27 protein-coding genes and 3 pseudogenes are annotated in these 26,458 nt (G+C 68.3%); 6 read left to right on the top strand and 24 right to left on the bottom strand.

Annotated elements, in window-relative coordinates:
• Nucleotides 1-71: 71 nt before the first annotated feature.
• The 3 genes from lipA to RDV84_RS10760 form a co-directional block, all read right to left on the bottom strand.
• Entirely contained in the window at nucleotides 72-1,109 is a 1,038-nt protein-coding gene (gene lipA, locus RDV84_RS10770) for a lipoyl synthase (RefSeq protein ID WP_309153409.1), read from the bottom strand.
• 95 nt (nucleotides 1,110-1,204) lie between these two features.
• Nucleotides 1,205-1,900: a lipoyl(octanoyl) transferase LipB gene (gene lipB, locus RDV84_RS10765; RefSeq protein WP_309153408.1), complete on the bottom strand. Its 696-nt coding sequence runs from the start codon at nucleotides 1,898-1,900 to the stop codon at nucleotides 1,205-1,207.
• Nucleotides 1,888-2,166, bottom strand: a complete 279-nt coding sequence (locus RDV84_RS10760; protein WP_057950289.1) for a DUF493 family protein — start codon at nucleotides 2,164-2,166, stop codon at nucleotides 1,888-1,890. Before RDV84_RS10760 ends, lipB begins: the two co-directional genes overlap by 13 nt.
• 229 nt (nucleotides 2,167-2,395) lie before the next feature.
• On the opposite strand from RDV84_RS10760, the gene RDV84_RS10755 reads away from it, so the two are divergent.
• The 4 genes and pseudogenes from RDV84_RS10755 to RDV84_RS26220 form a co-directional block, all read left to right on the top strand.
• Nucleotides 2,396-3,094 (top strand): hypothetical protein, encoded by a 699-nt coding sequence (locus tag RDV84_RS10755; protein WP_309153407.1) that lies wholly within the window; start codon nucleotides 2,396-2,398, stop codon nucleotides 3,092-3,094.
• 47 nt (nucleotides 3,095-3,141) lie between these two features.
• Nucleotides 3,142-3,684: pseudogene (locus tag RDV84_RS10750) on the top strand (NIF family HAD-type phosphatase).
• A 166-nt stretch (nucleotides 3,685-3,850) separates the two neighbouring features.
• On the top strand, nucleotides 3,851-4,759 hold the full coding sequence (locus tag RDV84_RS10745) for a hypothetical protein (protein ID WP_078995874.1): 909 nt from the start codon (nucleotides 3,851-3,853) through the stop codon (nucleotides 4,757-4,759).
• Nucleotides 4,698-4,880, top strand: a pseudogene (locus RDV84_RS26220) (DUF6053 domain-containing protein); the annotation flags it as partial. The gene RDV84_RS10745 and the pseudogene RDV84_RS26220, both read left to right, overlap by 62 nt.
• Before the next feature lie 57 nt (nucleotides 4,881-4,937).
• Here the strand turns inward: RDV84_RS26220 and RDV84_RS10740 are convergent.
• The 15 genes and pseudogenes from RDV84_RS10740 to RDV84_RS10670 all read right to left on the bottom strand — a co-directional run bounded on the left by RDV84_RS10740 (nucleotide 4,938) and on the right by RDV84_RS10670 (nucleotide 18,712).
• Nucleotides 4,938-6,179, bottom strand: coding sequence for a D-alanyl-D-alanine carboxypeptidase family protein (locus RDV84_RS10740; protein WP_309153406.1), 1,242 nt, complete (start codon nucleotides 6,177-6,179; stop codon nucleotides 4,938-4,940).
• A 264-nt stretch (nucleotides 6,180-6,443) separates the two neighbouring features.
• The gene (locus tag RDV84_RS10735) at nucleotides 6,444-8,114 is read right to left on the bottom strand and encodes a septal ring lytic transglycosylase RlpA family protein (protein WP_425606280.1); all 1,671 of its coding nucleotides are present in this window, start codon (nucleotides 8,112-8,114) and stop codon (nucleotides 6,444-6,446) included.
• A 77-nt stretch (nucleotides 8,115-8,191) separates the two neighbouring features.
• Nucleotides 8,192-9,367, bottom strand: a pseudogene (mltB, locus tag RDV84_RS10730) (lytic murein transglycosylase B); the annotation flags it as partial.
• 335 nt (nucleotides 9,368-9,702) lie between these two features.
• Complete coding sequence (locus RDV84_RS10725; protein WP_309153405.1) at nucleotides 9,703-10,143, bottom strand: hypothetical protein; 441 nt, start codon at nucleotides 10,141-10,143, stop codon at nucleotides 9,703-9,705.
• A gap of 7 nt (nucleotides 10,144-10,150) precedes the next feature.
• A complete protein-coding gene (locus RDV84_RS10720; protein ID WP_309153404.1) occupies nucleotides 10,151-10,447 on the bottom strand; it encodes a hypothetical protein in 297 nt (98 codons plus the stop codon).
• Nucleotides 10,444-10,935, bottom strand: coding sequence for a GNAT family N-acetyltransferase (locus tag RDV84_RS10715; RefSeq protein WP_309153403.1), 492 nt, complete (start codon nucleotides 10,933-10,935; stop codon nucleotides 10,444-10,446). Before RDV84_RS10715 ends, RDV84_RS10720 begins: the two co-directional genes overlap by 4 nt.
• Complete coding sequence (locus tag RDV84_RS10710) at nucleotides 10,935-11,444, bottom strand: YcxB family protein (protein ID WP_309153402.1); 510 nt, start codon at nucleotides 11,442-11,444, stop codon at nucleotides 10,935-10,937. The genes RDV84_RS10715 and RDV84_RS10710 overlap by 1 nt, the downstream gene beginning before the upstream one ends.
• 278 nt (nucleotides 11,445-11,722) lie before the next feature.
• Complete coding sequence (locus tag RDV84_RS10705) at nucleotides 11,723-14,014, bottom strand: peptidoglycan-binding protein (RefSeq protein ID WP_309153401.1); 2,292 nt, start codon at nucleotides 14,012-14,014, stop codon at nucleotides 11,723-11,725.
• A 60-nt stretch (nucleotides 14,015-14,074) separates the two neighbouring features.
• Nucleotides 14,075-14,971, bottom strand: coding sequence for a hypothetical protein (locus RDV84_RS10700; protein ID WP_309153400.1), 897 nt, complete (start codon nucleotides 14,969-14,971; stop codon nucleotides 14,075-14,077).
• Between the two features lie 233 nt (nucleotides 14,972-15,204).
• Nucleotides 15,205-15,612: a DUF1801 domain-containing protein gene (locus RDV84_RS10695; RefSeq protein ID WP_078995881.1), complete on the bottom strand. Its 408-nt coding sequence runs from the start codon at nucleotides 15,610-15,612 to the stop codon at nucleotides 15,205-15,207.
• Nucleotides 15,613-15,658: 46 nt separating this feature from the next.
• Entirely contained in the window at nucleotides 15,659-16,312 is a 654-nt protein-coding gene (locus RDV84_RS10690; protein WP_309153399.1) for a DUF1801 domain-containing protein, read from the bottom strand.
• 20 nt (nucleotides 16,313-16,332) lie between these two features.
• Nucleotides 16,333-16,779, bottom strand: coding sequence for a hypothetical protein (locus RDV84_RS10685; protein ID WP_309153398.1), 447 nt, complete (start codon nucleotides 16,777-16,779; stop codon nucleotides 16,333-16,335).
• Complete coding sequence (locus RDV84_RS10680; RefSeq protein WP_309153397.1) at nucleotides 16,779-17,465, bottom strand: SIMPL domain-containing protein; 687 nt, start codon at nucleotides 17,463-17,465, stop codon at nucleotides 16,779-16,781. Before RDV84_RS10680 ends, RDV84_RS10685 begins: the two co-directional genes overlap by 1 nt.
• A 58-nt stretch (nucleotides 17,466-17,523) precedes the next feature.
• A complete protein-coding gene (locus RDV84_RS10675; RefSeq protein ID WP_309153396.1) occupies nucleotides 17,524-18,033 on the bottom strand; it encodes a YcxB family protein in 510 nt (169 codons plus the stop codon).
• 52 nt (nucleotides 18,034-18,085) lie between these two features.
• Nucleotides 18,086-18,712 carry a HEAT repeat domain-containing protein gene (locus RDV84_RS10670; protein ID WP_309153395.1) on the bottom strand — a complete coding sequence of 209 codons (627 nt, stop codon included), beginning with the start codon at nucleotides 18,710-18,712 and terminating at the stop codon, nucleotides 18,086-18,088.
• A 263-nt stretch (nucleotides 18,713-18,975) separates the two neighbouring features.
• Between RDV84_RS10670 and RDV84_RS10665 the strand changes: the two genes are divergently transcribed.
• A complete protein-coding gene (locus RDV84_RS10665; RefSeq protein ID WP_309153394.1) occupies nucleotides 18,976-19,473 on the top strand; it encodes a hypothetical protein in 498 nt (165 codons plus the stop codon).
• A gap of 33 nt (nucleotides 19,474-19,506) precedes the next feature.
• On the opposite strand, the gene RDV84_RS10660 is transcribed toward RDV84_RS10665, so the two are convergent.
• On the bottom strand, nucleotides 19,507-19,695 hold the full coding sequence (locus RDV84_RS10660; protein ID WP_309153393.1) for a hypothetical protein: 189 nt from the start codon (nucleotides 19,693-19,695) through the stop codon (nucleotides 19,507-19,509).
• Nucleotides 19,696-19,698: 3 nt separating this feature from the next.
• Nucleotides 19,699-19,851: a hypothetical protein gene (locus RDV84_RS10655; protein WP_309153392.1), complete on the bottom strand. Its 153-nt coding sequence runs from the start codon at nucleotides 19,849-19,851 to the stop codon at nucleotides 19,699-19,701.
• 188 nt (nucleotides 19,852-20,039) lie between these two features.
• Here RDV84_RS10655 and RDV84_RS10650 point away from each other — a divergent pair, with 188 nt between their 5' ends.
• The gene (locus tag RDV84_RS10650) at nucleotides 20,040-22,661 is read left to right on the top strand and encodes a hypothetical protein (protein WP_309153391.1); all 2,622 of its coding nucleotides are present in this window, start codon (nucleotides 20,040-20,042) and stop codon (nucleotides 22,659-22,661) included.
• 77 nt (nucleotides 22,662-22,738) lie between these two features.
• Here the strand turns inward: RDV84_RS10650 and RDV84_RS10645 are convergent, their stop codons facing one another.
• From RDV84_RS10645 to RDV84_RS10630, 4 genes are all read right to left on the bottom strand, one after another.
• Complete coding sequence (locus RDV84_RS10645; RefSeq protein WP_309153390.1) at nucleotides 22,739-23,080, bottom strand: low molecular weight protein tyrosine phosphatase family protein; 342 nt, start codon at nucleotides 23,078-23,080, stop codon at nucleotides 22,739-22,741.
• Between the two features lie 60 nt (nucleotides 23,081-23,140).
• On the bottom strand, nucleotides 23,141-23,521 hold the full coding sequence (locus RDV84_RS10640) for a VOC family protein (protein ID WP_309153389.1): 381 nt from the start codon (nucleotides 23,519-23,521) through the stop codon (nucleotides 23,141-23,143).
• 548 nt (nucleotides 23,522-24,069) lie between these two features.
• A complete protein-coding gene (locus RDV84_RS10635; RefSeq protein ID WP_309153388.1) occupies nucleotides 24,070-24,900 on the bottom strand; it encodes a hypothetical protein in 831 nt (276 codons plus the stop codon).
• A 298-nt stretch (nucleotides 24,901-25,198) separates the two neighbouring features.
• Entirely contained in the window at nucleotides 25,199-26,419 is a 1,221-nt protein-coding gene (locus tag RDV84_RS10630; protein WP_309153387.1) for a DUF6161 domain-containing protein, read from the bottom strand.
• Nucleotides 26,420-26,458 lie beyond the last annotated feature (39 nt).

Raw genomic sequence — 26,458 nt, 5'->3', positions numbered from 1 at the left:
GCGCATCGGCGGCGGATCGCGCAGCGGAGCCGGCGCCCCGCCCTCGCCCGCCGGCGACCGCGCCGCCCGGCTTACGCCACCGCGAACCCGGCGTCGATGGCCTGGCGGTCGGCGTGGTACGAGGAACGCACCAGCGGCCCCGAAGCGACGTGGGTGAAGCCCAGCGACATGCCGTAGACCTCGAGTTCCTTGAATTCTTCCGGCGTCCAGTAGCGCAGCACCGGGTGGTGGTGCGGGGTCGGCTGCAGGTACTGGCCGATGGTGATCATGTCCACGTCGTGCGCGCGCAGGTCGCGCAGCGTGGCCTGCACCTGTTCCATGGTCTCGCCGAGGCCGAGCATGATCCCGGACTTGGTCGCCACGTTCGGATGCTGGGCCTTGAACTTCTGCAGCAGGGTCAGCGACCACTGGTAGTCGGCGCCTGGGCGCACGTTGGAATACAGGTCCGGCACCGTTTCGACGTTGTGGTTGAACACGTCCGGCGGGTTGTTCGCCAGGATCTCCAGCGCGCGCTCCATGCGGCCCTTGCCGCGGAAGTCCGGGGTCAGCACTTCGATCTTGGTGCGCGGGCTCTGCGCGCGGATCGCGGCGATGCAGTCGACGAAGTGCTGGGCGCCGCCGTCGCGCAGGTCGTCGCGGTCGACGCTGGTGACCACCACGTACTTCAGGCCCATGTCGGCGACGGTGTTGGCCAGGTTGACCGGCTCCTGCGGGTCCGGCGGCTTGGGCCGGCCGTGGGCGACGTCGCAGAACGAGCAGCGGCGGGTGCAGACCTCGCCGAGGATCATGAACGTCGCGGTGCCGTGGCCGAAGCACTCGTGGATGTTCGGGCAGCTGGCTTCCTCGCACACCGTGACCAGCCGGTTCTCGCGCAGCTTGGCCTTGAGCTGGGCGACCGAATTGCCTGAGGGAATGCGCACGCGGATCCACGAGGGCTTGCGCAGCACCGGCGCGTCGGCGAACTGCACCGGCGAGCGGTTGATCTTGTCGCCGCCGAGCTGCTTGGCGCCCGGGGTCATCGTCGTGGACTGCAGCACCGCCGGATTCGCGACCGGATCGGCCGCGCCGACGACGGTGAGCGGGATGGTCTTGGACGCGGTGTCGCTCATGTGTGCTTCGACTCTGGAGATTGAACCCGCTCTCCCGTTGGCGGGAGAGGGCTGGGGGAGGGCCGCGGACGCCTGCCGCGTCGTGCCGCGCTGGGTCAGCCGAAATTCAACGGCGCCGCATCCTCGACGCTCAAACCGAACTGGCGCGCGATGTTCGCCACCAGCACCGGCTTGACCTGGTCCATGCCCGAGGGGCCGCCCAAGTCTAGCACCGAGGTCACTTGCAGCCCCTGGTAACCGCAGGGGTTGATGCGCTGGTACGGCGACAGGTCCATCGCGATGTTGAACGCCAGCCCGTGGAAGGTGCAGCCGCGGCGCACGCGGATGCCCAGGGCCATGACCTTGGCCCCGGCCACGTACACGCCGGGCGCGCCGTCGCGGCGCGCGCCTTCGAGGTTCCATTCGCCGAGGGTGTCGATCACCGCCTGCTCGATCCGGTCCACGTACTCGCGCACGCCGACCTTGAGCCGGCGCAGGTCCAGCAGCGGATACAGCACGATCTGTCCGGGACCGTGGTAGGTCACCTGGCCGCCGCGGTCGACGTGGATCACCGGGATGTCGCCCGGCATCAGCACGTGCTCGTTCTTGCCGGCCTGGCCGAGGGTGAACACCGGATCGTGCTCGACCAGCCACAGCTCGTCGGGGGTGTCGCCGTCGCGGCCGTCGGTGAAGGCCTGCATCGCCCGCCATACCGGTTCGTAGGGTTGCCGGCCGAGATCGCGCAACTGCGCGCGCGGCGGCGCGGACGGGGCGCCGAAGAACTCGGCGACGGCGTCGACTACAGCGTCCACTTCACTTCCGGATGGTCGCGCAGCACCTGGTGGGCCAGGTCGTACTGGGCGCGGTCGGCGGCGCGGAAGCTGATCCGGATCGACACGTACTTGCCGGTCGAGGAATGCTTCCATTGGATGGTTTCGGTTTCCACGTCGATCCCGGCTTCGAGCAGGCGCCGCGGCAGTTCGCGCTCCAGGCCGGCCTCGGCGGCGCCCATCGCGCTGAGCTCGAAGGTGCCGGGGAACTGGAAGCCGTGATCGGGGTTGTCGGAATGAATGTCCATGCCCGCCATTATGGGTCCGTGCGCAGGGCAACCCAAGCGCGGCGGCGGGACGGCGGCATTGCGCTGGTGGAACGCGGGCGCGGCGCGGCACCGGGCGCGCGGCGGCGGCGGCCCGGCCGCAGCCGCCAGATTCGGCATGGCCGCGGCCGCGCCGACGGTGGCGCCCATGCCCTGCCGAAACGGCGCGACAAACGTTAACGTGGGGCTCCCGTTCCGCAGTCAGGCCACGATGGGTCCGCGCGACCGCCAGCATTCGATCCGCCTCAAGGCCCCCGGCCTGCTCGCCCTGCTGCTGTTCGCGGCGGTGCTGGCGGTGGCGGTGCCGGCCCTGCGCAAGCCCGAGCACGAGGGCTGGATCGCGCTGCCGCCGCAGCCGATGGAAGCGACCGGCCCGGACATCCGCGAACTGCTGCGCAAATCCTCCCAATTCGCCCCCGCCGGCGAGCCGCCCCTGGCCGCCAGCTGCGGCGCCGACGAGGTCGAAGCCGAGCGCCTGCCGCCCGACTTCGCCCGCCCGCCGGCCCCAGCACAGACCGACGACGCGCCGATCCGGCAGCGCTACGCCGTGCTGATCGGCGGCCCGGACCGCAAGACCTGGCGGCTCGACCTGCGCCTGGACGGCGAACGCGCGCGCCTGCGCGCGCTCGCCCCCGGCGCGGCCGCGACCGAACGCGAACTGCCGCTGGCCGCGCTGGCGCCGCTGCGCGAAGCGCTGAGCGCGCCGGAGCTGTGGTCCGCGCCGCAGCGCAGCTCGGTGTTCTGCGCCGATCGCCACCGCCTGCGCCAGGCCTTCTTCGAAGCCTGCATCGACGGCCGCTACTACGCCCGCGACCGCGCCTGCGACCGCAACGCCTGGCCGCTGCTGGACGGGCTGTGGCGCCAGGCGCGTGCGCTGGCGCCGGCCGCCGCGCCGGCGCCAGCGCCGTGATCGCGCGCGACCGTCCCACGCCGCCCAGCGGCGACCGCCTGGCGCTGATGCTGGACCTGGACGAGACCCTGATCCACGCCAGCGACGTCGAGCTCGACCGCGCGGCCGACTTCCGCGCCCTCGACTACCACGTCTACCGCCGCCCGCACCTGCAGGCCTTCCTCGACCACGTGCTGGCGCGCTACGACATCGGCGTGTGGACCTCCTCCGGCCGGCTCTACGCCGAAGCGGTCTGCGCCGAACTGTTCCCGCCGCAGTCGCTGCGCTTCCTGTGGGCCAGCGAGCGCTGTTCGCTGAGCCGCGACTGGAACACCGGCGAGCACCTCTAGCGCAAGCGCCTGCAAAAGCTCAAGACCCACGGCTATCGGCTGGAACGGCTGATCGCCATCGACGACACGCCGAGCAAGCACGCGCAGAACTACGGCAACCTGGTGTGCGTGAGCGAATACCGCGGCGAAGACGCGCACGACGACGAACTGCTGCGGTTGATGCCGTACCTGGACGCGCTGGCGGGCGAGGCGAACGTGCGCGGGATCGAGAAGCGGCGCTGGCGCGAGCGGGTCGCCGCCGCGGGTCCGCGGCCGCTGTAGCAGCGGCGCGAGCCGTGATCGCGAAACCGCGGCGACGCCGTCTCCACGATGGCGCGGCCGCGGCCCACGCCGCGCCGGCGAGGGGCGGCCTCGGCAACCGGACAGTCTCAATTTTTGCGCACAACGCGCGGTAAATTGGCACTCAAATCGCTCCCGGAGCCCGGCCATGCCCGCCAGCCAGTCCGTCGCCCTGCCCCTGCGCGGCCAGTTCCGCGCCCTGTACCAGCAGCTCAAGCGCCGCGGCGCGCTGGCGCATACGCCGGTGGTGTTCTGCGAGGGCGATTCGTGGTTCTCCACGCCGCTGGCGATGAACCTGCTCGACTGGATCGTCTCGCCCGCGCCGCAGGACGAGGAACGCGGGGTGCCGCTGCTCGGCCGCGGCGGGCTGTTCTTCCGCGCCGAACGCAGCGGCGACCACGCCTCGCGCAATCCCGACGATCCCAAGCGCTCGATGTTCGTGCGCGACAACATCGACGACCTGATCGGCTGGTATGCGAATTTCGAATTCGACCTGATCCTGCTCAGCGCCGGCGGCAACGACTTCGTCGAGGGCTTCCTCAAGCGCACCCTCGGCAGCCGCAGCGGCCTGAGCGCGCAGGCGGCGTTCCAGCGCGTGCTCGACAGCGGCAAGTACGAGACCGTGCGCAAGGCCTACGCGTCGTTCCTGCAGGCGGCGATCGCGGCGCGGCCGGGCGTGCCGGTGCTCGCGCACACCTACGACTACCCGCTGCTGATCGGCCGCGCCGGCGCGCTGACGCCGGGCAACCTCGGCGTGGCGGCGCTGCTCAAGAAGAGCGTGGGGCCGTGGATCGGGCCGTACATCCAGGGCATCGCCGAGGCCGAGCGGCCGGCGTTCGCGCGCCTGCTGATCGACGGCTTCGAGCAGCACGTGCTGCGCGCGCTCAAGGCCGATGCGCGTTTCGCCGCGGTGTTCGACTACGTCGACCTGCGCGGCACGCTGACCCAGCCGGGGCAGTGGTTCGACGAGATGCACCCGACCGAGGCCGGGTTCCATGCGCTGGCGACGAAGTTCCGCGGCGCGATGCTCGGCAAGCTGCCGGCGGCCAAGCGCTGAAAGCTTGGGAGGGCCTGCAGGCCCGATACTCTTCGCTCTTGTGGGAGGGCCTTCAGGCCCGACGCTTTTCGCCCAGGTCGCGGCGATCCGAAACAAGAACTTCAGGCCTGAAGGCCCTCCCACAACAACAAAAAAGGCCGGCGAATGCCGGCCTTTTTCATCGCGGGGGGAGCGAAGCTCAGTCCGACTCCCACCACATCCAGAACTCGTCCCACAGCCGCTTGAAGAAGCCGCCTTCCTCGACCGCGGCCAGCGCCACCAGCGGGCGCTGCGCGACCACCTTGCCGTCGAGCATGACCTTGACCATGCCGATGGCCTGGCCCTTCTTGATCGGCGCGACCAGGGTCTTGGGCACGTCCATGCTCGGCTTGAGCTGCGGGTACTTGCCGCGCTGCACGGTCACCAGCAGCGGTTCGGCGACGCCGAGCTGCACTTCGGCGCTCTGCCCCTTCCACACCTTCTGCTTGGCGATGGCCTTGCCGGCGTCGTAGAGCTTGTGAGTCTCGAAGAAGCGGAAGCCCCAGTTGAGCAGGGCCTGGCTGTCGCTGGCGCGCTGGGCTTCGGAGCTGGAGCCCATCACCACCGAGATCAGGCGCTGGTCGCCGCGCTGGGCCGAGGCCATCAGGCAATAGCCGGCCTTGGAATGGTGGCCGGTCTTGATGCCGTCGACCGAGGAATCGCGCCACAGCAGCAGGTTGCGGTTGGGCTGGGTGATCGGCCCGACCTTCAGTTCCTTGATCTTGTTGTACGAGTACGCGGTCGGGAAGTCGTGGATCAGCGCGCGGCCGAGCAGGGCCAGGTCGTGCGCGGTGGAGTAGTGGTTCTCCTGCGACAGCCCGTGCGGGTTCATGAAGTGGCTGTTCTTCAGGCCGATCCGCGCGGCGTACTGGTTCATCAGCGCGGCGAACGCGTCCTCGCTGCCGGCGACGTGCTCGGCCAGGGCGATCGCGGCGTCGTTGCCGGACTGCACCACCATGCCCTTTTCCATCTCCACCAGCGGCGCGGTCTTGTTGACCTCGAAGCCGGAGTAGCTGCCGTCGGTGGCCGCGCCGCCCTTGCGCCAGGCGTTCTCGGTCATCATCACCTGGTCGGTGTCCTTGACCTTGCCGCCGGCCATCTCGGCGGCGATCACGTAGCTGGTCATGACCTTGGTGATGCTGGCCGGTTCGACCCGCATGTCGGGCTCATGGCTGGCCAGGATGTTGCCGCTGGCGGCGTCCATCAGCACCCACGCGGTGCCGGCGATCTGCGGCGGCGGCGGGACCGGCAGCGAATCGCTGGCCGGCGGCTGCGCGGCGGCCGGGGTGGCGGCAGCGGCGGCGGGCTTGGCCGCGGGCGCATGGGCCGAAGCCAGGCCGGCGACGGCGGTGGCGAGGAAGGCCGAGGTCAGCGCGGCGAAGGCGGCCGCGCGCGGGGCCATTCTCTTAAAGCGGGAACTCATCGTTGAACTGTCTCCGGGACCGGTACCGTGCCGGCCGCAAGGCTTGGAGGTCGGCGCCGCCGTCCTGGCGGCCACCGTCGAAAGTGGCCGGACCGTGCCTTCCTGCCGCGGTCCGCGAGCCGTGCATCGTGCCTGAGATGCGCGGCGCTTGCAGCCGCCGGCCGGTTCGGCCGGCAGGGCGGGTTCAGTCGGTCGTAGGCCGGACGCCGCCGTTCCCGGCCGCCCTGCCCGCCTGCGCGGCGCTCAGTCGCGCACGCGCTGCGGCTGACCGAAGCCCAGACCGACGATGCGGGCCGCAAGTTCCGGCGCGGCATCGGCCTGCAGCGGGCCGACCCGCAGGCGCCAGATCTTCTGGCCGCTGGAGGAGTTGCCGTCGAGCAGCCGGGCCGCGGAAATGCCGGCGCCGCGCAGCATGCCCAGGGCGCGGTCGGCGTTGCTGCGGGCGGAGAAACTGGCCACCTGCAGGGTCACGTCGCCCGCGGCCGGGGTCGCGGCGGCGACCACCGCGGCGGCCTTGGCCGGGCTCGGCGGCGGCGGCGCGGCCGGCGGCGCCGGCAATGCGGTCTGCGAGGCGGCTGCGACGGCGGTGGCCGGCGCGGCCTTGCCGGCCTTCTTCGCCGCCTTTTCGGCCTCGGCCAGGGCGCGCTGCTGTTCCTTCTGCTGCTTGGCCAGCAGTTTCTGCTGCTCGCGCTGCTGCTTCTCCAGCGCGCGCTTCTCGGCCTTGGTCAGCGCCTTCGCCGGCGCCGGCGCGACCGGCTGGCCGGTGGCGACGCGCACCTGGCGCGATTTCATCCAGGCGTCGAATTCGTCCGCGGTCATCGACTTGCCGTTCTGCATCATGTCGAAGCGGTAGTCGTGCGGACCGGATTTGCCGGCTGCTGCGGCCGGGGCGGCGCTGGCGACGGTCTTGGCCGGCGCCGGCTGGCCGGTGGCCACCGTGGTCTTGGCCGGCTCGGCCGCGACCGGCGCCGGCTTGCCGGTCGCGACCGTGGTCTTGACCGGCGCGGACGCCGCGTTCATCGGCGTCGGCTTGCCGGTGGCGATGCGCACGCCCGGCGGCAGTTCGCCGGCGTTGGCGCTGGCGATCGGCATCGCCGAGACCAACCGGTCGATCGCGCTCGGCGTTTTCTCGCTCGGGGTCTTGGGCGGCGCGGCGGCGGGCGCCGGCGGCGGATTGTTGGCGGCGCTGGCGTACATCGGCGGCGGCGCTTCGCCCGGATGCAGCGCGCGCACCTCGACCCGGCCGGTGCCGCGCTGGGTGATGCCCAGCTTGACCGCGGCCGCGTAGCTCAGGTCGATCACGCGGCCGTCGTGGAACGGGCCGCGGTCGTTGACCCGCACCGTCACCGCCTTGCCGTTGTCCAGGTTGGTGACCCGGGCGAAGCTCGGCAGCGGCAGCGATTTGTGCGCGGCGGTGAAGGCGTACATGTCGTACACCTCCAGGTTGGAGGTGCGGCGGCCGTGGAATTTCTGGCCGTAGTAGGACGCCGTGCCGGTCTCGACGTAGTCGTCGTGCGAGTCGAGCACCTTGTAGGACTTGCCCAGCACCACGTACGGCGAGCGGTTGCCGAACTGCGAGCGCGCCTCGGCGACCACTTCGGGCTCGGGAATGGAATCGACGTCGGGGATGTAGTCCGGCGTGGTGTCCTTGACCCCCGGCGCGTACAGGCCGCCGGCCTTGTAGTTGCCGCGCTTGCTGAGGTCTTCCTGGGCCGCCGCGTACGGCGATTTCTTGCGTCCGCCGGAGTGGGCCAGGGCCGAGCTGTGGACGCGGTCGCGGTCGGGCAGCGCGTGCGCCTGCGAGCTGGATTTCTTCGGGGAACTGGCGCAAGCCGCGAGGGCCAGCGGCAGCGCGGCGACGACCAGCCGTCCGATCCAATCGATCGACGGCCGCTTCGGGCCGGCCGCGCTCACGGGCGCGGCGCCTGGGGTTTGGCGGCGGGCGCCGGCGCGGCGGCGGGCGCGGCGGGGACAGCGGGTGCGATCGCGGTGGCCAAGGGATTCTCCCGTCCGGCGATCGCTTCCGCCAACTGATACACCGCCATGCCGTAATGCTTGGAGATGTTGTAGCGGGTGATCGCGTAGAAGTTGCGGAAACCGAGCCAGTATTCGGGACCGTTGACCCCATCTAGATTCAGCAGCGTCGCGGTCTCGGTCGACGCCACCGGGGTCAGCGGACGGTAGCCGCGCGCGGCCAGGTCCGTCAGCGAGTACACCGGGTCCATGTTCTCCGGCACGAAGTCCTGCGCGCTCGGATCGCGGCCGGCGCGCGCGACCACCGGGCCGCCGCGCACCCAACCGCCCTTCTTGACGAAGTAGTTGGCGACCGAGGCGAACACGTCGTCGAGGTCGGTGAACAGGTTGCGCTTGCCGTCGTTGTCGCCGTCCACCGCGAACTCGCGGTAGCTCGACGGCATGAACTGGCCCCAGCCCATCGCGCCGGCGTAGCTGCCGGTCAGGGTGGTGATGTCGATGCCCTCTTCCTTGCCCAGCGCGAACAACTGGCCGAGTTCGCCGCGGAAGAACGCCTCGCGGCGGTTCTCGCGATCGAGCTTGGCCGGGTCGCCGCTGCGCGGATAGGCGAAGGCGAGCGTGTACAGCGCGTCGACCACGTTGTACTTGCCGGTGTTCTTGCCGAAGCTGGTCTCGACGCCGACGATGGCGACGATGATCTCCGCCGGCACGCCGGTCTGCGCCTGCACGCGCTCGAGCTGCGCGCGATGCTCGGCGAGGAAGGCCTTGCCGCCGTCGATGCGCGCCTGGGTGATGAAGATCGGCCGGTAATCGCGCCACGGCTTGCCTTCGGCCGGCCGCGACATCGCCGCGACGATGGCGTCCTTGATCTGCGCCTTGGCCAGCACCGACTCGATGTAGGCCGGCTCCAGGCCGTACTGGATCGCGGTGTTGGCGACGAACTGGGCGCGGGCCTGCTCCAGCGGCATCTGCACCACCGGCTCGGGCAACGCGGGCGTGCCGACCACGGGCGTGGCCGCTTTGACCGGCGCCGGAGCCTGCGCGGCCGGAGCGGCGGGCCGGGACGCCGGGGTCGCCGGCGGGGCGGCCTGGGCCGAAGCGATGGGCGCGATCGGCGCCTGCGTAGCGCAGGCGGCCAACGCGATCGTGAGCGCGCCGAACAAGGCGCAACGGGCGGTATGGCGTCGGGTCATCGGCGCGAGAGTAGCACGCGATTGCGGGGCAAAAAACCTTGGCATTGCGGGACTTAACCGATTTTATTCATGTAGGGTTTGCGAAGTGCGGGCGCCTCCGGCCGGCACAGAAACATGAACAGCGGGCCACTTTTCTCCCCGACCCGGCCCGCCCGCCCCGGATCGCACGGGATCGTCCTCAGTGCTTCCGCAGGAGCGGCCTACCGCTTTCGTAAGGAAGGCCTGCCTGCTTTGTGGCAAGCATTTCCTGCTTTGCGGGAGGGACTTCCTGGCTTTTGTGGGAGGGACTTCAGTCCCGACGCTTTCCGCTCAGCGCCCCACGCCGCCCCAACCTCTCACTCCACCCCGCCCACCCGGCTATTGCCGATGGTCAGATGCAAGCCCGGCTGCGGCTCGCGCGGCAACCCCAGTTCCTCGCGCAACGTAAGCAGTCGCTCGCAGCGCACCGGGCACCACACGAACCCGTCGGTCTCGCGCACCGCCGGGTCGTATTCGAACGCCACCGTCGCCCCGTCCCAGCGCTTCCACAGCGCTTCGCGCGGCGGCCGCTCGCCGCGGATCGCCGAGATATGCGCGCCCCACAGCGGACTCTGCAACTGGCGCGTGCGTCGATGCCCCAGCAGGAACTGATGGCGCAGGTAGCGCCCCAGCTCCGGATCGCAGTCCACGATCAGCCACCACAGCGTGCTGCCGCCGTCGCGGCGGGTGTGGCCGCCGTGGCCGAGTTGCGGGCTGTAGCGCAGGGTGCCGGTGGCGGCGAGCAAGGCGGCGTCCATGCCGGCGTCAGTCCACGCCGCCGAACCAGCGCGCGCGCATCGCGTGCAGGAATTCGCGCTGCAGCGGAAAACCGGCCGCCGAACCGATCACCGCATCGATGCCGCAGACCGGGCACAGCGCAGTCGTACCGGTCTCGTTGTCGTCGCTGTCGGCGTCCGCGTCGTCCGCCGCATCGATCCATTCGTCGATGGCCTGCGGCGAGAACACCGCCAGGCAATAGAAGCAGCCGCAGCGCTCGCTGGCCAGCAACTCGGCGCGATGGCCGGCGCTGTGCCGATGGGCGCGGTCGAGGTCGAAACTCATCGCCGATCTTCCGGTTCGGCCAACACCGCGCGCATCCGCGCATTCGGCACTTCGACCCCGCGCACCACCGGCCGTTGCTGCGCCACGATGTCGAATCCGAAACGGGTGAAGAACGGCTGCGCGGTGCGGCTGACGTTCGAATGCACGACGCGCAGCCCGCGCTCGCGCGCCAGCGCGAGCAGGTGGGCCATCAGCGCGGCGCCGACGCCGCGGCGGGCGAAGTCCGGCGACACGTAGAAATGATCGATCAGGCCGTCGTCCTGCAGGTCGGCGTAGCCGGCGGCGACGCCGTCGATGTCGGCCACGAACGGATGCAGCGCGCGCACCCGCTCGATCCAGCGTTCGCATTGCGCCGGCGGCCACTGCGCCGGCGACCAGGCTTCGATCTGCTCCGGCGCGTAGTCGCGTGCGGCGGTTACGCGCACGGCGGCGCGGAAGATCGCCAGCAGCGCCGGCGCCTCGTCCGGCCGCAGCGCGCGGATATGCATCAGGCCCGCGGCGCGCCCACGCCGGCGGCCTGCGCCAGCGCGACCAGCGCCTGCTCGTCCTGCGGCGAGGCCAGCGCGCGCAGCGGAATCGCGTGCGCCTGGCGCGGCGCGAAGAACAGCAGCACGAAGCCCTGGCTGCGCTTGATCCGCACGATCGCCGACCACGGATGGGTGTGCGCGAACGCGGACGTGGACACGTGCACGCCGGCGCGGTCGAACACGTAGTTGAACGGCTCCTGCGGCCCGCGACGGACCAGGAAACCGGCCGCGGCGCTGAGCGCCAGCAGCACCGGGATGAACACGATGCACAAGCCGATCATGCGCCACAGCGGCGCGCCGACCGGCACGCCGCCGGCCAGGGCGAGGATCGCCAGGATCAGGCCCACCGCCGGCCACGCCAGCGCGAACGCCAGGAACAGCTTGCGTTGGAAGGTCAGCACCGCGGCGAGACGGACGCGTTCCCAGGGGGTGAAGGCGAACGAACAGCGGATGTCCTGGGCAGATGGCATCGAATACGGTCGGAGAAAGGCGAAAACGTTCGGAGCGGCGGCAGGCGCCCGCGCCGGTGCGGAAACAACGCCGACGCGCGCGCGGCGCCCACGGGGGCGACGCGATCGCGAGGCGATGCGCGGGCGGGCGCGATCCGCGCCGCCTGCGCAGGCGAGTGTACGTGGTGAGCGGCGTCGGCCGGAAACGTTGCGGCCCGAGCCGCGCCGCGGCCCGACGCGCACCGCGGCGGATCCGCGCCGCCGCGCCGCCCGCGCAGGACGGCGCGGCGCGCGGGGCGTTACTGCGCCATGGCCTTGGCCTGGGTCTGCTGCGGATCCTGGCGCAGCGGCGCGTTGGCCGGCACGTCCTGGGCCAGCGCCTGGGTGGTCTGCTCAACCGACGGCCCGACCGCCTGGGCCTTGTCGGCGACGACGCGGCGGTGGCTCGGGTCCTGCAGTTCGCCCTGCACCGCGAACAGGCGCTGGCCGTCGGCGCTGGCGACGACGTGGTCGATCTTGTCGAAGCCGCTGACCTTGGCCTCGTACACCATCGTCGCCGCGGCCCGCTCGAGCTTGTCGCGGTCGCCGCCGAAGCCGGCCTGCGGGCCGAGCTTCTCCAGCCCGGCGACGGCCTGGCGGTACATGCCGTTGTCGGGATGGTTCGCATCCGACAGCAGCGGCGCGGCCGGGCGGATCGGCGTGGGCTCGACCGCGCCGCGGGTCTGCGGCGTCGGCGCGACCGGCGTCGCGCCCGGCGCGGCGGTAGCGGGAGCCGGCGTCGCGCCCTGCGGCTGCTCGCGCGCCGGCGCGGGCGCGGTTTGCGTCTGGCCCTGGACTGGCTGGCCCTGGACCGGCTGGCCGATGCCCAGCGCGTTGAGGCTCTTGGCGCCGGCGATGCCGTCGTCCTCCAGGTCGTGGCTGCGCTGGAAGGCCTTGAGCGCGTCGGTGGTCGGGCGGTCGAAGGTGCCGGTGACCGGCAACTGGGCGCCGTTGCGGTTCAGCGCGGCCTGCAGTTCGCGCACGTCGTCGGGCCGGCCGCGGCCCTCGCGCAACGCGCCGCCGAGCACGGACGGATAGCCGCTGTTGCGATCGCCGGTGGAGACCTCGCGATACGCCTCGTTGGCCGACATCCCGCTCTGCAGGTTCTGCTGGTAGCGCTCGCGCATCTGGGTCAGCGCCGCCGCGGACTGCGCCGCGGTGATCGAGGAACTGTTGCCGCCCACGCCGTCGTGGTAGCTGCGCCCGGTGTTCGGATCGGCGACGCTGGCGAACTCCTGCGCCAGCGCCAGCTGCGCGCCGCGCAGCGACTGCGGATTGCCGTCGCCGGTGATGAACGCGCGCACCTGCGGGCGTTTTTCGTCGACCAGGTAGTCGGCGAACATGCGCTCCTGCAGCTGCGGGGTGAAACGCGCGTTCGGGTCGATGCCGAGCCGTTCCACCGTCTCGCGCATCGTGCCCGGGACCATCTGGTACTTGCCGACCGCGAACAGCTCGTCGCGATGGCCCGGGTTGGTCTCGTGCAGGCGCTGGCGGCGCATGACTTCGCCGACGGTCAGGTTCGAGAAGTCGATCTGCGCGCCATTGGCGTCGCCGGCGCGGCCGCGGTTGAACGAGTTGTAGCCGCCCTCGCCGCCGGAGATCAGCGCGCTGAGCGGACTGTCGCGGAACTGCGGCGTGGCCGCGGCGACGGCGGGCGCGGCGGGCGTCGCCGGCGTGGGCGTTGCCGGAGTCGGGCTCGGCGTCGGCGTCGGAGTAGTCGCGGCCGGCGCGGGCGCCGGGGCAGGCGTCGGCGCGACCGGCGCGACCGGCGCGGGCGCAGCGGGCGCAGCGGGCGCCAGAGCCTGCGCCTGCGTCGCGATCCCCAGCGACTGCAGCGTGCGCGGGCCGGCGATGCCGTCGACCGGCTCCAGCCCCTTGGAGCGCTGGTACGCGGACACCGCCGCCTCGGTCTGCGGGCCGTACACGCCGTTGGTCGGCAGCTGCGCGCCGTTGCGGTTCAGCGCCTCCTGCAACTGGGTCACCTCGGCGCCTTGCTCGCCGCGGCGCAGCACGCCGTCGCGCATCGGCGAGATCGTGCCCGGCTGGATGGTGCCGTTGTCGATGTCGCGCACGTAGTTCTGGAACTGGCCGCGCTCGACTTCGACGTGGGCATGGATCGACCCCGGCGAACCGACATCGCCCATGCGCCCCAGCGGCTGGCCGTACTCCACGCGCGCGCCTTCGGGCAAGGTCGAGCCGTGGGCCATGTGCAGCACCTGGCCCAGCCGCACCGCGCCGGCCTCGCCGAACGGGCGATCGTAGATCTGCACGGTGTTGGTGCCGTCGTTGAGACGGTGCACGTAGCCGGCGACCGGCGAAGGAATGTTGACCGGGCCCGGGGTGTCCTGCGAGAGGATGAAATCCTTCTTGATGAAGGTGCGCCCGTCGGACAGATGGCGGACTTCCTCGAGCTTGCCGCCGATGACCTCGTAGTCGCGCCCGTCCTCGCGCCCGGCGCTGGGATGGTGCTTTTCCAGGTCTTCGAAGCTGTGCACGTCCTCGCGCCCGCCATGACGGTCGACGCTCTCGCTGATGCGGTACCTTCCGCTCATGACTGCTCTCCTGATCCTTGGTGAGTCCGGTGGTGGTTGAATGCGGGCCGGCCGCGCGCCTCAGGGCGAAGGCGGCTCGGGGTCTTCGGTGAGGCTCCAGCAACCGCCCTTGTCTTCGAAACGGTACGAATTGCCTTCGGACATGTTGAGCCGGTAGGCGACCAGGCGCGCGTTCGCGCCCTGCTTGGACACGTTCAACTTCAGCGGCTGCTTGTCCGGCTGGCCTTCGTAGACGAAGTGGTAGGCGCCGTTCTGATAACGCACATCGAAGCCGCGATAGGCCGAGCCCAGCACGTACACCGGCTGCGGCACGTCGCCGTCCTCGTCCGAGCGCAGCTCCACCACCTTGACCAGCGGCGCGGTGAACTGGCGCGCCAGCGCCGGATCGGCCGCGAACCGGGTCAGGAACTGGTCGAAATCGCGCGAGGGGCACGCCGCCGCGGCCGGCGCATCCAGGCCGACGAACTCCCAGTAGCGCACCGCGGTGGCGGTGCCGTTGCCGAGGGTGTTGCCGCGGTCGTTGGGGCCGTAGGTGCCGACCCGCACGCGCAGGCCGAGGTCGCGGTTGGCGAACCACATCTTGCAGTAGCCGTCGGAACTGCAACCTTCGACTTCGGGCAGATACGTGCAGACCCGCGCCTCGCCGCCGACGTTGCCGCGGCAATCGGGATCGCGCAGCGGCAGCCAACCGGCGCCGAGCAGGCGCTTGCGCAGGTCGCTGTAGGTCATGTCCTTGGAGAAGGACTGGGCGATCTCGGGTTCGGCGACGGTCGCCGCAGGCGTCGGCACGACCGGCGCAACGGCCGGCGCCGAGGTCGCTTCGGGCGCCTTGGCTGCGGCGGGTGCCGGCGCGGGCGCGGCCTTGGCCGCGGCGGCCGCATCGGCGGCGGAAGCGGCCGGCTTGCAGGCCGCCAGCAGCAGCGCGAGCGGCAGGGCGGCGTAGATGGGGTAGCGCATGCTCGTCCGTGGGTGCGTTGATCCGCGCGCAGTCTAGCCAGAAAACGTGGCGGAACGCGCCGCGGGGCCGCAGGCGCTGATGGACGGACTATGAAACCGCCTGAACCGCGACGCGACCCCGCATTCAGCATCGGTGGCAGGCGCCGGCGCCAGTCATGCGGCCGCAATCCGCGCGGCCGGAGACGGCCGGCACCGGCCACCCGGTGCGCGAAGCGCCGCGGCGCGCGCGGCGGTTACTTCTTCTTCGACGCGTTCAAGGCGATCGCCGCGCGCACCAGCGCCTGCAGCGCCTTGCCGTCGATCTTGTCGCCTTCGTGGATGTCGATCGCGCGCCGGGTGTTGCCGTCGAGGCTGGCGTTGAACAAGCCCTTCGGGTCCGGCAGCGACGCACCCTTGGCGAAGGTCAGCTTGACCGCGCTCTTGTAGGTCTCGCCGGTGCACACGATGCCGCCGCGCGACCACACCGGCACCCCGCGCCACTTCCACTCCTCCACGATCTGCGGATCGGCCTCGCGGATCAGTTTGCGCACTTGGGCCAAGGTCTCGCCGCGCCAGTCGGCGAGTTCCTGGATGCGTTCGTCGATCAGCCGCGATGCGGCGACATCGGTGGGCGCGGCGTCCGCGCCGGTGTTCTTGCTCATGCGCTGGTTCCTGCGGTCGTGGTCGAAACTTCGGAGCCGGCGGCGCTCACATGCGCTCGCCCGGCAGGCGGCTGGCCTGCGCGATCCAATCGGCCAGTCGCGCCTCGTCGAAGGGATCGTGCTCGTGGATATGGTGATAACGCACGTCGGCCATCTTCGATGCGTGCGCCGGCGGCGGGTCCAGCGCCGCGCCGCGGAAGAAGGTGACTTTGAGATAACGGTCGAAGCAATGCATGGCGAGGAACCAATGGCCCTCCTCCACCGCGTACAGCGGCGTGTTCCACTTCACCGCCTTGCCCACGCCGGGCACGGTGCGTTCGACCAGCGCATCGAGACGGCGGGCGATCTCGCGCTTCCAGCCCGGGACCGCGTCGAGATAGGCCTGGACCGGGGCGTCGCCGTAGCCCTTGGGGATCTGCGGATTGCCGCCGGAGAGCAATCGCGGCCCGGGAGCCGCGGCTTTGCCGGGCTTCGCGGCCGTGGCTTTGCGCCGGGACGCGGGCGTTACGTCGGCCGGCTTGCCGGCCTTCGCCTTTGCCGTCTTCGTCGCCGGCTTTGCAGCCGGCTTGGCCGCGGCCTTCGCTGCGGATTTGGACGTCTTTGCGGTCATCGCCAGCGCTCCCACCGAGAAGCCTAACAGGGCCGGACGATACCCCTTTTCGCAACGCCAGGGCGCGACCGCGTCGGCGGCGACGATCATCGGCCGCCGAACGGGCGCGCTCAGCGCTTGCCCGGCGCGGGCTCGGCGCCGGCGTGATCCTGCGACAGCGTTTGCCGCAAGGTGACGCGGCAGACCGGATCGTAGGTCGCCACGATCCGGATCCTGCGGCGCGTGTCGGTCGTGCGCACCACTGCGAAATAGGTATCGCCCCAACCCAAGACTTCATGCGCGTGGGTACGCAGCCCCGTCGACAACACCACCTCCTCGCCGTCGAGTACTTCCATCCGCGCAACGTCCAGGTCCTTGCCGTCCACCTGCTTGGCCAGCAGTACGAAATACTCGACTTCGGTCTTGGCGTCGTCCGCATCCGTGGCCGGATGTTCGGAGACCTCATAACGGATCGGATCGGGCAGATCCTTGGGATAGCCGCGATCGGCGCAGACGACGCTCAAGGCGAACGCCGCGGGCGAGAAGACCGACAGCGCGACGACCGCCAGCCAGCGCATCAGCCGCCTCCCGATTCGGTGCCGCCGATCCCCTCGCCGAACTCGCCGACGCGCAACTCCATCCGCACTGTCAGGCTCAGCTTGCCTTCGTGATTCTCTACCAGCTGATAGCCCTTCATGTCGTCAGCGCTCATCGCCAGCTTGGCGCGCGCGCCGCGCGCCATCGGGTAGGCGTGGTCGTTGTCGTCGTTCGGCTCGCCCCACTGCTGCGACAGGCTGTGCACCGAGCGCAGCCGCAGCCCGGCGGCATCGGCGATCAGCCGCGCCTGGCGCATCGATTCGGCCACCGCGGCGCGCAGCAATTCGTCGCGCTCGGCGCTGAGGGCGCCGTATTCGCGGCGCATGCCGCGCAGCGACACGCCCTTGAGCGAGGCCAGCCCGCCCAGCGCCTCGGGCACCGACTGAGCGGGCACGTCGCGGATCTCCAGGTCGATCTCGACCGAGGAACCGGAGAACCAGCGTTCGCCGGCGGCGAAGGTCAGCGAGTCGATGCGGATCTTGTCATCGCCGACGCCGAGGCCGCGCATGAGATCCTGGATCGCGACCAGTTCCTTGCTCTTGCGCACCGCCGCCATCGAGCCGACCGACGCGGTGCCGACGACGTGGACCTGCAGGGTGATCCCGATGGGTTTGACCCAGGCGTCGCGGGTGACGAGGGTTTCGATGCGGTCGGGCGGCGTGGACATTCGGTTATCCAGAGGGAGGGGCGGGAGTGGCGCGACGAATCGGAACGGGCGCTCGATCTCAGGCCGAGCGCACGTCGGCGCCGTGCGCCGCGGCCATCGACACCAGCGCGGCCTGCACCGCGGAGTCGGGAATCGCGCGGAACGGAATGCAGTGCGCGCAGCCGGGCGAGAAGAAGAACATCAGGAACCAGCGCTTGCGCTTGACCTTGAAGATCGCCGGCCACTTGTGGGTGAAGTCGTAGGTCACCGCGGCGACGTGGATGCCTTCGCCGTCGAAGGTGTAGGTGAACGGCTCGCGGGACTGGCGATGGAAGTAGTGCGTCATCGCCGTACCCAGCAGCACCATCGCCGGGACGAACGCGAACAGCAGCGCGATGGCCAGGGCGAGCTCGCCGGTGATCGGCCGGCCCTTGACCAACGCGAACGCCGCCAGGCCGACGCCGCACAACGGCCACAGCAGCGCCATGCACAGGCTCACCGGGCGTTCGGCGATCAGCGCCAGGGTGGCGCGCGCGCGGTCCCAGTAGCCGAACGCCAGCGAGAAGCGGATTTCCTGAGCGTTTTCCATCGAGCCGGATCCATCCAGTCAGAGCGGGCGGGTCGGCCGCCGTGCGCGGCCGCTACCGCGCATTCTGCAACCGCTCGGCGAATTGGCGCAAAAACGGCCGCTCATCGCGCAGCCCCTCCGCCAGCAACGCCTCGAACCGCGGCGATTGCAGTTCGCGCAAGCACTCCAGCGCCGACATCCGCGCCCACTCCTGATATTCGTCCGGCCGATGCCACGCCGCCCAGGCCAGTTCCTCGGCCGCGCGCACGCCCAGGCCGGCCAGCGAGCGGGTCGCGCGGCGGCGCACGTATTCGTCCTGATCGCTGGCCAGCGCGAACAGCAACGCCTGCGCTTCCTCGTCCCCGCTCAGGTGTCCCAACTCCACCGCCAACTGCCAGCGCGCGTCGATCTCGCCGTGGGCGAGCGAGGCGCGCGCCAGGAAGCGCAGCGTCCCCGGACGCAACCGGCGGATCTCGCGAACCAGGTACTGCGCGTCGTTGTCGCGGGCGATCGCGTACAGCACGTGGCCGACCTCCGCGTCCGACCAACCGCGCGGATGGCGCCCCTGCACCCAGGCCAGCACCGCGCGGTGCCAGGCCGGCCACTGGCTGTAGTCGCATTCCCATTGCCCTTCGCGCGGAACGATGCCGGCCCCGGCCCATTCGCGAAAACGGGTGGTCTCGATGCTGAGGTCGGTCATGGCGGCGCGAAGGCCTCCGTGCGGGCGCTGGCGGCCAGCTTAGCGAAAAGCACGCGCCGCCGGAGCCCGCGGCGCGCGGCCGCCTCACCGCCGCTCACGATGCAACGCCAATCACACTCGCCGCGGTCGCCGCACGCCTAAGATCGCGGCGACGGCGCCCGCCGCCGTCCATCGCAAGGCCAGTCCCCCGCGCGCAAGCGCCGTCGTCCCCCAAGCCGCAGTCGCGGCGCGCGCCGTCCGTCTTTTCCTCCACGGAGCAGACCATGAGCCGACGCACTCTCGCCTTTTGCGCTTTCCTGATCGCCGCCCTGCTGGCCGCCGACGCGGCCGCCAAGAACAAAGTCACCCGCCAGCTCGGCGGCGCCTGCGGCGAAGACGCCAACACCATCGCCCAATGCGACGTCGGCATGAGTTGCAAGGACGGCTATTGCGCCATGAACAGCTACCTTTCCGAGGCGTCGAGGAGTTGCAAGGACCTCATGGTCAAGGCCGGCGTGGTCGGCGCGCGCGAAACCGTCTCGGTGCACGACGGCTTCTGCTACAAGCATTGCGACGGCATGTACGAACTGGCGATGGAGGCCACGCTGGTGACCGAGCGCCTGATGCACCGCGCGCGCGTCGGCTCCAAGGAGTTCGGCGAAGAGGTCGCCAAGCTGTCGGACAGCGAGAAAGCCACGTTCAAGGCGGCCGAGAACAAGTGCAACGCCTGCGGCAAGCAGTGCACGATCGGATCGAGTTTCCTCGGCCGCGGCGGTTACTGATCCGCAGCGGCGGCGCGCGCCTCCCGGCGATGGTCAAGGCAGGCCGGCCAGCGCGCCGGCCACGAATGCGCCGTGAGCGCCCGCCTGCGCGGGCAAGACCTCGGTGGCCGGCGCGGCGCAGTTGCCTGCGTGGACGCGAAACCCGGTCGGCAGCGGCCCGCCCGTCCGCGCCTCCGTCGCAGCGCGCTGCTGGCCGAACTCAGCTGCCAGCGACGACGGCATGGTTTAGACCAGACGCAGCGCCGCCGGCGTGCGCGCCCGCGCCTGCCGCGCATCGTCCGGCGCGAACCGCAGCGCCGCGCCGGTCGAGGTCATGGCCAACGCATAGACGATGAAAGCCGACCGCAGGGCCTGGATGAAATCGCTCGACGTCAGCATGGGCGGAGCCTCGGTGGGGATGCCATCGCACGCTATCGCCGGGGCGCCCACGGCGCGGGACTTATCTGTCGAGTGGGGGAATCGGGAGGCGAGCGGCCGCAGGGCCGGGCCAGCGGCAACGCGCGCAGCCGCGATGGCGTGCGGCGCTCGTTTGAACAGACCACCGTCCCCAGCCGATCGCTGCAGCAGTGAAACGCAGCGCCGACGTACCGGCCAGCCCTTGCGAGTCAATGCCCGTAACCGATGACCCGGGCATTCCCCAGCCATATCCTTGCCACGTCCACGGATGGACGAAACGCGGATGCGCCACCAGCGGTAGCGATGCCTCGACAAAAATCCCCGCGCCGCCGTTGGCCATTCGCTCGGCGGCCACACCGTGTATTCGTTCGCTGACAAAAGGCGCGATCGACTTGCGCAAGTCCGCCGCGCCTCCTGTTTCGCTCGCGGCGGTGTTGCACCGTTGCACGCCCGCCGGATGTCCGGTAGGCCGGAATGCCCGCGTTGTACCCAGTGGCGTCACCTGCATCCGCCCCGCCATCGGACCGCAATGCGCAGCGCGTGGATCGGTCTTGCGCACCTGCGTGCGCGAGCGGCCGACGCTGCGCCGCATCCCGCAAAAGGACCTTGCCATGCCTCCCCGTCTGCTCGACCAGATCGCCACCGGCATCCAACGCGCGTGGCAGGAATCCTTCGTCGACCGCTATCGCCTGTGGTCGGCGCGGGTCACCGGTATCGAAATCACCCAAGCCATCCAATACCACCGCGCGAACGAGCACCTGACCGATGCGGCCGACCGCGGCGCAGACAACTCGGTGCAACTGGTGGCGTTCAAGGCCGCATGGGTGCGCGTGTATGTGCGCTCGGGCTTGTTGGGCAACATCGTCAACGTCACCGGGACGCTGGAAGTGTCGCGCCGGAATCGCTTGCGCGACTACGAGCCGGTCGGCACCTACGCGCCGCAGGGCGGCCCGGTCGGCGCCGAACAGTTCCCCAACTACCGCGCCGAACGCGGCAACCTCGGTCGCAGCCTAAACTTCGTGATACCGGCCAACGAGTTGTACGGCACGCTGCGCCTGACCGCGCGCCTGACCGACCACGACGGCAGCGAGAAATCGGTGGAAGTCAGCGTGCGCCTGGTGCAGACGCTGCGCGTGCGCGGGATTCTGGTGGCCTACGACGGCGACAGCACCTCGGCACCGGCGACGCCGACCGCGCCGGTGATGCGATTGACCTTGGCGGCGCCGACGCTGGCGGATCTGCAAAACACCGCCGCGACTGCGCTGGCGGCGATGCCGGTACAGGCCACCGGTTCGTTCGCGGTCTGCTCGAACATGAATTGGTTCACGCCGCTGGACGATGCGCGCACCGCGCCCGGCAAGTGCTCGGACAACTGGAATAGCCTGCTCGCCTGGATGTCGCTGTTGCGCGACAACGACGGCAATCGCGACGACGTCGTGTACTACGGCCTGTTGCCGGCCGGCATACCGCTGGGCGTGCCCGGCTGCGGCGACGACGGACTGGGCGCGGCCGCGGTCGGCAACGAGCAGACCTTCCTGCACGAAACCGGGCACGGCTACGGTTTCCAGCACACCCCGTGCGGCGCCGCCGGCGACACCGATCCCGACTATCCGACCTACGAGCCGTACGCGTCGGCTTCGATCGGCGAGTTCGGCCTGGACATCCGCGACGGCACGATCCACGACCCCCAGCTCATCTCCGACTACATGAGCTATTGCCGGCCGCGCTGGATGTCGCTGTACCAGCATCGACGCCTGCTCAACCATCCGCGCCTGGCGCCGGAATGGCTGCCGCCGGACTTCCCCTTGGTGCCGCCGTTGGAGCGGCCGTTCAACCTCGAACACCTGTGGTGGCCCGACCCGCCGTGGCGCTACCAAGGCCCGGAATGGCGCATGACGCCGGTGATCTCCGTGCAGGGCCGGGTGCTGGAGAACGGACGCATCGAAGTCGAATCCGTCGCGCGCATCGAGGTGGCCGCGCCTGCGCTGGGCGTGCCGACCCGATGGAGCGCGCAACTGCTGGACGAGCAAGGCGGCATGTTGTCGCGCGCGGTGCTGATGCGGCGCGAACCGCAAGGCGGCGGTTGTTGCTGCGGGGGCGGCCATGACCATCGCGACAAAGACGCGCCGCCGTTCGCGTTTCGGGCCTACCTGCGCAACGTCGCGCCGGGCGCAGCGCTGCGGATCGACGGGCCGGACAAACAGACCTGGAGCCGCAAGGCCAGCGCGCACCCGCCACGGTTCACGGGTGTGGCCGCCAACGTGAGCGGCGAGAAGGAACTCGCACTGGAATGGAAGCTGGATACCGCGGACATCAAGGACGTCTGGGCGCAATGGCGCCGCGAGGACAAGGACGCCTGGCACGGCTTGGCCGTCGGCCTGCGCGGCGACCACGCGCGATTGCCGCTACAGGGCCTGCCGGCGAATCGCATCCAGGTCCGGCTGATCGCGCACGACGGCTTCCACTCCGGCGAATCCGAACCGGTCGACGTGGACTTGCCCGAGCGCGAGCCGGTGCTGGCCATCGTCAGCCCGTCCAACGGCGGGACGTTCCGCGTCGGCCGTCCGATGCAGCTGCAAGGCAACCTCACCGACAGCGCCGGCCAGCCGCTGCCCGACGAGAAGCTGACGTGGTGGCTCGACGGCGTGCAGATCGGGCACGGCCGCGAGCGCTGGCTCGACGCGCCCACCGCGGGGGATCACGAGTTGGTGGTGCAGACGCAGTGGAGCGGAGGCGTTGCGAAGCGCGCGGTGAAGTTCACGACGGAGCGCGGGCCTGGGCGCGGCGGGTGAGGTGTCCGCCTTGAACGGTGGTTACGCAGGCGCGGGCAAACGCTGAGACACCCAGCGCCAGAGTCGAAGGCAACAGGCTACGGCAGCCCGAGGATAGAGCCGACCGAGGCCTTGAGCAGATCGACGAGTTCCGGGTCCATGTACTGATATTCGTCCGGGATGTCAAGCACGTGGATGGGCCTGTCGGCGATGGCCTCGCCGAACTCGGCCTGCAACCTGGATCGATGCTTTTTTTCCATGACGAAGATAGCGCCAGCCCAGCGGATGTCGTCGGCCGACACGCGCCGGCGCGCGCTGGGGCTGGTGCCGGCGGACCTTGCCCGCAGGTCCGGGTGATTGCGCCATACGGCTTCGGCCGTTGGGCTTCGCCATTGGTTGCGGCTGCAGATGAAAAGGACGTTGAGCGGTTCGTTGGGCACGATCTAGCCGTTACTCGATAAAGGTGGGGACTAATTTCGAATGGGTTGCCGCGTCCGTGCTCAATCCCAGGCCGTCGCGTTCTTCGGAAACCCAGGCCGTTGCACCCGCACCACGCAGAACCGCTGCCCTGTAGGCGCCTGCATCACCACCCAACGTTCCAGGCGGTCGACCACCGTTGCGCCCAGCGCCTCAAGATGCGCCACCTCCGCTGGAATATCGTCGGTCTCGATATCGATATGAACCCGACTCTCGTGGTCGACCTTCTGAATCTGCACGATCGGCTCATCCGGCGGCGTTTCCAGCATGCGGTAAGGGCCACGGGTTCCCGGATGATCGGGATCCACCGGACGGCCCAGCGCGTCGGCCCAGAATCGGGCGGCGCGGTCGATGTCGGAGGTGTTGCAGTCGATCAGAAGGGCGCAAAGACGCGAGTGGTGCATGGCGGGTTCCTTCGATGTGTGGGGCGAATCGCACGTGGCGTGTTGTTCCTCGGGAATCCCTTCCTTTAGTCCCGACATCAACGACAGCGGCTGTAAGTCGTGGCTCGCTTCCCGTCAGTGACGGTGAGAGAGTCGCCGCTCAGAACGTAAGCAGCGAAATCATGAATGCTGAGCCGATAGTCCTTTTAGTTAGTTCGCATATCGTCGTCTGCCTGGGCGAAAGGTTGGTTTGCCGTATCCGAAGCCAAATTCGCTTTACGGAGTTCTGATCTTGTCCTTACGTTGGCACAACCGAGTCCGGATCGCGACGCAACACCGCCATCCGGCGGCCTTATGCCTCAGTCGCCTGCGACATGCCCGTAACTGATCACCCGGGCAATAATCCATCGCCCCTGCCGCTTCCACAGATACACAAAGCGCGGATGCACCGCCAGTTGCTCAGCCCCCTGTTTGCGTCACCCCTGTTTGCGGTGAGCCTGCGCGGCTTGCGATTAACTCAGACTGAGTCTGCGCCAAGGCATAAAAATAGAACTTGCGCACTCTCTTTCTTACTCTTTAACTCGCCTCAAAAAAGCTTCGGATGCCTGTAAGACTCGCTGTCGCTGCTCTTCAGCCTGCCTTTTTATACTATCCAGATCGACATCCAAATCAAATTCAGATCGGAGTAGCGCAGTAACCTCCGCCTGCAGGCCCATAACCTCGGCCATTTTCACGCCAACCATCGCACCATAAGCAGTGAGCGCATTATTATGTTTATCACTGAGGATCAAGTACTCCGTCGCAACAATCTCTAATGGAGATGTTGTTGAATCAAAGGAGCGCAATAGCGAACCTAGATGATGTTTCGAGTCTTTCAGCTCCCCTACATCCCGCATGGCGGCTATTAGCCTAGTACGCTCGGACTGGAGATCCCCATACTTCTCGCGATTAATATCGATCTCCATTTTCAGTTTGTGGGCTACGCTCGCCTCCCCCATTAATTCCAAAAAAATACCAGCGTAAGCTCCGGAAAGTTCAGCGATCTTGAATCTTGAGCGCTCACTAGCAACCAGTTGCACTCGACTGCATGCCCGAGCAAAACTATTGAATTTTGAAGTCAATGCCACACTATCGGTTGGATCAAGGACCGCCAATCTTCCCAGCAACTCACCTACCGCCACTACTTCATCAACGGCAGTGAGATAAACCTCGCGGCGCAGTTGCATGGCGCGGTCTTTAGCCTTCTGCGTGGCATCGTGCGCTAGCTGCCGCACAAATCGCTTGTCGTTGCTGCGATTCGAAAGAAAGTTGGCGCCTAAAGTTCCAAACACGCCAACGACCGTCCCAGCCAACCCCCATAGGGGCGCAGGTATTCCATTAACAAAACCAATAAAATCCATTTTTACTCCCCACTTGCCCACGAATGAGAAAACCAGCTCAGAAAGGCACGAAACCAGCAAAAATCCAATAAACCATCCATTAGAGAAGGGTCAGAGTAGCCTTTTTCGACTTATAGAGAGAAAGGCTACTCTGACCCTGTTTGCGTATCTCCGTGCACCTGCGATCTGGTTGCAATCTACCGAACCCCTGTTTGCGCTCGACTTGGCCGGCCCGAAGTCCTGCCGCCTCCAGTTGTGATTAACGCAAAGGGCGCCGTGACTGCGAGGGAGCCAAACACGCTTAACCACTTGAATGGACCTACTTTGTTTTAGTCAGTATATCTAAGAAAGATGGAGGAACCCCTTCATCTTTCACGATGCCATCAGATGCTGGACGAAACAACGCATTCAGAATTAGCTGCCGCTCTGCATCAGCCTTTAGCTGCCCGCCCTCAATTAATGATAGGTACGTCTTGAGCATCACAACTCGCTCGGACGCGTCAGTCGCCAAATGCACGTGACTCAGGAAAATTCTAACGACCAATCGAACCGCCCAGACAGCAAAAACACTTATCAGCGCCAGCACAGCAACGCGCCAATAGTCTGGAACAGTTCCAACTTTCGTATTATCAAGTATGCTCTTCACCTCTACCGATAGAAAATATGCGCAACCCACAATAGCAATAAAAGAGAAAAATCCAGAAATAGCAGCCATCCAGCGATGCGCGAATCTTTTTCCCGTCCAGTATTCAGCAGGGGCGCGAAGAGCCAATTCCTCTCGAAATGTTTTTCTCAGCGCCTCAAGCTCCCGCTTGTGCTCGCTTACAAGCACTCCAAATTCCTCGCCCCTACCATTCTGAGCGGCTTCGAAATCGGAGAGCTGACCTTCCTTCTGAGCACTAATTTCCAGCACGATGCTTTCATAGTTGCGATGAAGCTCATCGTATTTAGAGCGCCCGTCCCCGAGCAAATTTTCGACCCTGCCCCTCAGGTCATCAATCGAGCTTTCAATAGCTCGAACATTGCCACCTTCAGAGTCCAACGCTCCATATCTGTCCCCAATTGCTTCTACCAACCCTTTCCAGGCACTCAACTCGCTGGGCTGATAAGTCGTTCCAGGCCTATCCATTCGAGCGGCAGTATAGAAGCTCGCCGCCAGATCGCCGTAGGCGGAGCGAACCTCATCGACCCTGATAAATATCGGTGTGCTTATATGTGGTAGACCTCGATTTACGTAAACCTCATTAATGCTGTCGGCGACGGACTTGAGCAAGTTCCTTGAATGATCAGGGTTGCCCTGCATCATACTCAAAGCTTCCTGAGCATTCCTGAGAGCCTTCTCCAACAAAACAAGCGGGTCCCGCAACACTGCATCGTGGCTGCCAAACGATCTATTTCTTAGCCAACTCCAGTGCCCTTCATTATCTTTAATCCAATCGATGAGCTCTTCGTAGCTTAACGGGGCAAGAGCACCTCCGTTATCGCCAAGATCCAGTCTCATAATTGGCTCGGCATTCGCAGGCGTAAATTCTGTAGGCATACCCCCTCCTAAACATTAGCTACAGGACGGCGATCACAA

The sequence above is a fragment of the Lysobacter yananisis genome (assembly GCF_031199375.1).
GTDB classification, from domain to species: Bacteria; Pseudomonadota; Gammaproteobacteria; order Xanthomonadales; family Xanthomonadaceae; genus Lysobacter; species Lysobacter yananisis.
This window is presented reverse-complemented; position numbering and strand designations above follow the sequence as displayed.